This is a genomic window from Pseudoalteromonas sp. SR45-5 (assembly GCF_014163565.1).
GTDB classification, from domain to species: Bacteria; Pseudomonadota; Gammaproteobacteria; order Enterobacterales; family Alteromonadaceae; genus Pseudoalteromonas; species Pseudoalteromonas distincta.
In genome coordinates this window covers 1-1551 of record NZ_JACJDN010000791.1, presented here as the reverse complement: position 1 = coordinate 1551, position 1551 = coordinate 1, and the positions used below count along the sequence as shown (strand labels likewise).

Here is a 1551-nt window from a genome sequence, read left to right as displayed (position 1 = left end):
GGCCGTTTTTATATTTTTGCTAAGGACAATACCAATCCACAGTAATACTTAATCATTTAGAACAACTAAATAACGAAATTTTTGCTTTGCTATCACACGGTTTTCTACCTCAAAATAAATCACTTAATTAAGCGAATTGGTATAATCCTAAAGGATTGTTGTTATTGCGTAATTTTGCGCTAGCAGCAAAACAAAGGTGTGCTAGAATATCGGCACTTTGATTAAGCGTGGTGTCAGCTTAAAACTGATATAACTTACCACCCCCAAGCCACACTGGAGTTGTGTTGTTTTAATGGAAAATGTACTGATTTGGCCAAAGGAATACCCATTACTTATTAAAGGACTGGTAGAACAAAACGGTGCCTTTATTTTAGATGCTTTGGAAGCTTGGCCTGCTTGTCGTTCTACAAATGAAGACGATGGTGTATGCACCACCGTGCTGCCACCTATTTATTATTTGGCATGGCTAACCCCGCTGGAGCCATTTGAAGAATGTTACTTTCAACATATCTCTGAATATGACGAAGACGCACAAGCGTATATTAGTGCGGTTAAAAGCCATTACTACGATAATGAATACACCCCTGAAAGCTTAGTGCTTATGCTGTGCCAGCGCCTTGAGAAATACGCAAGCGTGGCTGCACAAAATACCATAGATACGCCACTGTCTTTAGTTGATTTATTTTTTAGTAAACGCTACTTCACCTTAATTGAGCATGCGTTAAATAATAAAAGTAAACTCTCGGCAAAGGACACATTAGCGCTTTGGAAAGAAGTTGATTTTAGAGAGCGCCTAAGTGCGTTTATTCCAGAGTCTATTGCTGATTTAGATACTCTTTCTGAACTTGCCAGCGAAAAAGTAGCTGCGGGTAAAGACTATTTTACGCTGCTTACGCAGGTTTCTCCTGATGTTGACTCTGTTGTACTGCTAGAAAAAGCTTTGCTTACTCATTTACGTAAAAAAACAGCTAAGCAAACAATGGCAATGCGTTTTATTGAGCAAGGCGCTACTGGTGTACTTGCTGATGAAAACAATAAAACAGCCTTTATGTGGGCCGCCGAAAAAGGCTTTGTAAATGTGATCGAAACACTACTTGCAAAGCAAGACAAAAAAGCGACAGATAACTTTGGTAATACTGCACTTCATTATGCTGTGTTTGCTAAAAATGAGTCGTTAATGGTGCTGCTTATTAAAGCCGGATACGATTTTAGGGCACGTAATAAAGAAGGTTTAAGCTGTTACCGTTTAGCGGTGAGTATTAAAGCTAATAACTTAGTTAAATGTTTAGAGCGTGACTTTGGTATTAAAGAACTTTCGCCAGAAGGGCAGTTCGATCGCATTAAAAAAGTGCATGTGCTACATGCTATTGTGACTATATTGCTGCCTTTACAGTTGTTTTTCTTTTTTGATGAAACCCTCTCAATTAAAAGTGAGCTGACGCTGGGTTTAACTATGACTGCAGTGATTTGTTTTTTCTTTGCGACCACTTTAAAACGCTGTGCGCTATATCCACATATTAAACACCCTTGGGGTTTGTTTGTGCTTAGAGG

Annotated in this window: 1 protein-coding gene; it reads left to right on the top strand. The window is 38.8% G+C overall.

Features of this window, described 5'->3' with window-relative positions; all coding sequences use genetic code 11:
- Positions 1-292 precede the first annotated feature (292 nt).
- A partial coding sequence (locus tag H5072_RS19090; protein ID WP_182694466.1) for an ankyrin repeat domain-containing protein occupies positions 293-1551 on the top strand: 1259 nt, incomplete at its 3' end.